Source organism: Kitasatospora griseola (assembly GCF_014648555.1).
Lineage (GTDB): Bacteria > Actinomycetota > Actinomycetes > Streptomycetales > Streptomycetaceae > Kitasatospora > Kitasatospora griseola.
This window is the reverse complement of the sequence record NZ_BMRI01000053.1, coordinates 14,988-19,850: the sequence shown is the minus strand read 5'-3', so window position 1 is coordinate 19,850 and position 4,863 is coordinate 14,988. Positions and strand designations below refer to the sequence as shown.

At 71.1% G+C, this 4,863-nt stretch carries 4 protein-coding genes; 3 read left to right on the top strand and 1 reads right to left on the bottom strand.

Translation table 11 applies throughout. The features are described from left to right. Together IEZ12_RS35065 and IEZ12_RS35060 are read left to right on the top strand one after the other, a co-directional pair. The coding region (locus IEZ12_RS35065; protein WP_268250299.1) for an SbcC/MukB-like Walker B domain-containing protein at positions 1-1,082 on the top strand (1,082 nt) is incomplete at its 5' end. A gap of 203 nt (positions 1,083-1,285) precedes the next feature. Next, the gene (locus tag IEZ12_RS35060; RefSeq protein ID WP_189278131.1) at positions 1,286-3,604 is read left to right on the top strand and encodes a DEAD/DEAH box helicase; all 2,319 of its coding nucleotides are present in this window, start codon (positions 1,286-1,288) and stop codon (positions 3,602-3,604) included. A 165-nt stretch (positions 3,605-3,769) separates the two neighbouring features. Here the strand turns inward: IEZ12_RS35060 and IEZ12_RS35055 are convergent, their stop codons facing one another. Further along, positions 3,770-3,970: a hypothetical protein gene (locus tag IEZ12_RS35055; RefSeq protein WP_189278129.1), complete on the bottom strand. Its 201-nt coding sequence runs from the start codon at positions 3,968-3,970 to the stop codon at positions 3,770-3,772. A 321-nt stretch (positions 3,971-4,291) separates the two neighbouring features. Here IEZ12_RS35055 and IEZ12_RS35050 point away from each other — a divergent pair. Further along, the coding region (locus IEZ12_RS35050; protein WP_189278127.1) for a hypothetical protein at positions 4,292-4,863 on the top strand (572 nt) is incomplete at its 3' end.

Here is a 4,863-nt window from a genome sequence, read left to right as displayed (position 1 = left end):
GGATCACCGAGCAGGAGACCCTCACCCAGCGCCTTGCCCATGCCCTGGCCGGATCCCCGACGATCGCCACCCGCAGCGCCCACCTCGCCGCCGAAGCGGAAGCGATCGCCCGGACACGGGCGGCGATCCAGCGGACGGCAGCGGCCGCAGGGAACCTGGACCGCGCCGGCCGCACCGCCGCGACCGTGCTCGCGGCTACGGGATTCACCACACCCGAGGAAGCCCGCCACGCCATGATCCCCGGTGCCGAACTGGCAGCGCGGGAAAGCGAACTGGAAGCCTGGCGAACAGCCCAGGCCACACATACGGCGACACTCCAGGACCCGGATCTCGCCGAGGCCGCCGCCACGGAACCGGCCGACGAACAGACCGCCGAGGCGATCCTCGCCGCCGCCGCGGACCGCCTGGAGGCAGCGGCCATCGACGAGAGCACCAGCCGCGCCCGCCGCGAGGCGCTGCTCGGCCAGATCGACGACCTCGCACAAGGCATCGGGCGACTGGCACCCCTCCTGGAAGAACACCACGTGGCCAAGCACCTGGCAGACCTCGCCGCAGGAACCTCGGGCGACAACCAGTACCGCATGCACCTGGAGGCCTACGTCCTGGCGGCCCGGCTGGAAGAGGTGGCGAAGGCGGCCAACACCCGCTTGGAACGCATGTCCTCCGGCCGCTACGTGCTGTCCCACACCGACGCACGCACGAGCGGACGCGGCCGCTCCGGCCTCGGCCTGGAGATCCTCGACCAGTGGACCGGCCAGACCCGCGACACCACCACCCTCTCCGGCGGCGAGTCCTTCTTCGCCTCCCTCGCGCTGGCCCTCGGCCTCGCCGACGTGGTCGCCCAGGAAGCCGGCGGCAGCCAGCTCGACACCCTTTTCATCGACGAGGGCTTCGGCAGCCTCGACGACGAGACCCTGGAGGAAGTCCTCGAAGTACTCGACGAACTGCGCTCCTACAGCCGCACCGTCGGAGTCGTCAGCCACGTCGCGGACCTGCGACGGCGCATCCCCACCCAAATGCAGGTCCGGAAGAGCCAAGACGGCTCGACCGTGAATGCCATGGCCACCGCCCCGGCCCACTGATATCCGCGAATCGGCCCGCTTGGTACGACCGTCCGCCAGCAGGACCGCCGAGACCTTCCCCCACGAGCCCCTCGGCCGGGTGACGCCCCGCGACAGGACGATGTGGGAACCCCCTCACCGACGGGAGGAGGTTCCCGCCCTGACCCGCAGTCAAGCGGGGCCCGACTTACCAGACCGCTTCGCGGCATCCGAAGGAGAAGACCGTGGAGACCACCGCCACCATCCAGCTGCCGGCTCCGTTCCAGCCCTCCCGGCCTGCGATGGTGAACCCGCTGCCGTTGCACTGGTTCCAGAAGGACGCGGTGGCGGCCGCGGTGCGCGAGGTGAAGGACGGCGGCCGCGCCACCGTCATCGCGGCGACCGGCTCCGGCAAAACCCTGATCGCCGCCGGCTGCGCCCGCCGCCTGGCCGCGCGGGGCCGGGTGCTGGTGTTGGTGCCGACGATCGAGCTGCTGGAGCAGACCGCCGAGGCCTGGTCGCTGCGGGGCGGTCGCCGGGGCCTGGCGGTGGCGGCGTGCTCGCGGGAGGAGGCGCTGGAGAGCGCGGAGGCCGGCGGACGGATCCACGCCGAGGTGACCACGCAGGCGGCCCGGCTCACCGACCTGGTCAACGGCGCCCCCGAAGGCCAGCCGGTCACCGTGTACGCCACCTACGCCTCCCTGGAGCGCATCGTCCAGGCCCACCAGGGCTGGGGCCTGGCCCAGTGGGACCTCGTGATCATCGACGAGGCCCACCGAACCGCAGGCGCCGAGGGGAAGGCGTGGGCCGCGGTCCACAACGACGCCCAGGTCCCGGCGAAACGCCGGCTGTACTTCACCGCCACGCCCAGGATCGCGGACGACCGGCGTGCGAAGGACGGCCTGGCCGACCTCGCCGACACCGACGGCGCCGAGAGGTTGCCCGCGCTCTGCTCCATGGACTCGGAGGAGATCTACGGCAAGGTCTGTTTCACCTGGACCCTCGGACAGGGGATCGAGCACGGCTACCTCGCCGACTACCGCGTGCTGGTGCCGGTGGTGACGGACGAGGATCTGCGCGAGCTGCTCAACCTCCCGGCCGTCGCTGACCTGCGCTCCCAGCGCTCCAATGAGGAGCTGCTGCGCCTGGCCCTGCAGATCGCGGTGCTGCGCGCGGTCGCCGACCTCGGCCTGCGCCGGGTCATCACGTTCCACTCGCGGGTGGCTGGGGCGCGGGAGTTCGCGAGCACCCTGCTGGAGGCCTCGGAGCTGCTGCCGGACGCGGAGCGGCCGGAGCGGATCTGGGCGAAGGCGGTGGCCGGCACCGACCGGCTCAAGGACCGCCGGGCCGCGTTCGCCGACTTCAAGGCCCACACCGGCGAGGACGGCGAGGAGTGCGGCATCCTGTGCAACAGTCGACTCCTGACGGAAGGAATCGACGTCGCCGCCGTGGACGCCATCTGCTTCGCGGACCCGAAGTCGTCGGTCATCGACATCGTCCAGGCCGTCGGCCGTGCGCTGCGCCAGTCCTACCGGCAGGGCAAGGTCAGCTGGGTCGTCATCCCGGTCTACCTGCCGACGCCGGAGGTCGGCGACGACACCGCCACCACACACCCCGCCGAGGTCCACGACGCCGGCGAGGCCGTGAAGGCCGAGGCCGACGCCGAGATCGAGGCCAGCTCGTTCCGCACCATCTGGCGGGTCCTGCGCGCCCTCGCTGCGCACGATGCCCGGGTGGTCGGCCGGATCACCGAGCTGCGCGCCTCCCGCTCGCAGGGCACCGCGCACACCACCGCGGCCAAGCCCGCCGAGGGCTCGGCCGCCGAGGCCGGGGAAGGCGAGCAGCAGCCGGCCCCGGCCGAGTCACCGATCGAGTGGCTGCGGATCAACGCTCGGCAGCACGCCGCCCGGATCCTGCAGACCGTCAAGCTGCGGGCGTTCAACCCGCGCGTGGTCGAGTGGCAGCGGATGCACGCCGTCGCGGCGGTCTTCCACCTCCAGCACGGCCACCTCGACCCCACCGACAAGACCAAGCACGCCGAGCTGATCTCCTGGCTCACCCGCCAGCGCCACCTGAACAGCCAGGGCCTGCTCGATGCGGCCCGCGTTTCGGAGCTGGACGCGCTCGGCATGATCTGGTCGAAGAACGCCAACGCCTGGGAACGCGGCCACGCCTACGCCACCGCGTTCCACCACCAGCACGGCCACCTCGCCATCCCCGCCACCGCGAAGCTCGACGACTACGCGGTCGGCGCGTGGATGCGCCGCCAGCGCAAGGCCGACAACCTCACCGCCGACCAGGTCGCCAAGCTCGACGCGCTGGACGAGCTGTGGCGCCTGGAGCCGGACTGGAACCGCTCCTACCGCCGCCTGCTCGCCTACCTCGCCGCCGGCGGAACCCTCGACGGCCCCGCCAACCGTACTGGCCTCGGCGACGACCCGACGTTCCGTCCCGGCACCTGGCTGCGCAAGCAAGCGGTGGCCCGCACCGATGGCAAGCTGACCGACCACCAGGCCGCGCTCCTGGACGCGCTCACCCGGCACGCAGAGACCGTCACCGGATGACCTGGCCCGCGCTCCCGCACCCACCCCGCCGTCCCGGCCCATCCAGGCCGGGACGGCCCACGCTGAACCGAGCTGGCGGCAACGGGGCGGGAGTGGGGCGCGGGCACGGTCCCGGCTTCCTGCGGCTGGCCGACGGAGTGTTTGGCCAGCCGCAGGCAACGCGGATCAGATGAAGAGGGGAGTGAGGGCCGCGGTGACAGCCGCAGCGAGGGTGAGGACGGCGGCAAAGGCGGCGGCGGCTCGGGTGAGAGCGGCCGGGTACGACGCACCGTCGAGACGGGCGAGCTTGCCCGCAGCGGTGGCGGTGAGCAGCGCGACCAGGATGACCAGGGCGGCGGTGAACAGGACGGCGAGCGCAGTGCGCACGGTGAACCTCTCTGCAGGATGACGGTACGGTGCGGGCCGCCAGCACGTTCAGCGGCCAGTTCTTCGAGCAGGGCTGGCCTTGACGACGCGCCGGCCCCGACTGGATCCACCCTGGCCGGGGGCGAGTTGTTGCAGCAGGGGAGAGAACGATCTTGCCGAGGTGCGGAAAGATTGGCCCCTCAAGGCGAAGCGCGTAGGGGGTTGTTGCGGGTGGGGAAAGAAAGCCGAAGGGGTCGGCCGCTGGGCGCTCTCGACCCGAAGCTGAAACCGTCCATGTCTGCGTGGGCCACGAGGCTCCGCGAGTTCTACACCGGCCTCGACATGACGCTGAATCAGCTGGAGAACGCCCTCGGAACCGACGCGACCACCCTGTCGCGCTATCTCAACGGCAAGCGCGTACCCCAGACCAAGGAGTTCCTCGAGCGCCTGTACTCCGCGGTCGAGCGCAAGAATGACGCGCCTGTCACGGACCAGGTCAGGGAATCGACGAAGGAGCTGTACTACGCCGCCCTGCGAGACCATGAACCGGCCAGGCACGAGGTCTATGTCCTCACGGATGCGCTGACCCAGGCCGAGGATCGGGCAGCGCGATCAGAGGAAGCGGTATGGGAGCTACAGGCCCAAGTCCGCGCTGAGACGATCCGGCGGGAACAGCTGGAACGAGAGTTGCACCAACTGGAGGCCGAGCAACTGGTCGTCGGCGCCGATCTCGCGGTCGTGCGGCGCGACCTTGACCAAGCTACGCGCGAGCGCGACGACCTTGCTACGAAGGTCGCCTCACACGCCCGGGAGCTGGCCCAGGCGATGGTCGACCATCGGAGTATCGAGCAGGCCCGGTGGAAGGCGGAAACCCTGTTAAGGGCGGCCCAGAACCGGTTGGAGGAAGAACTCAG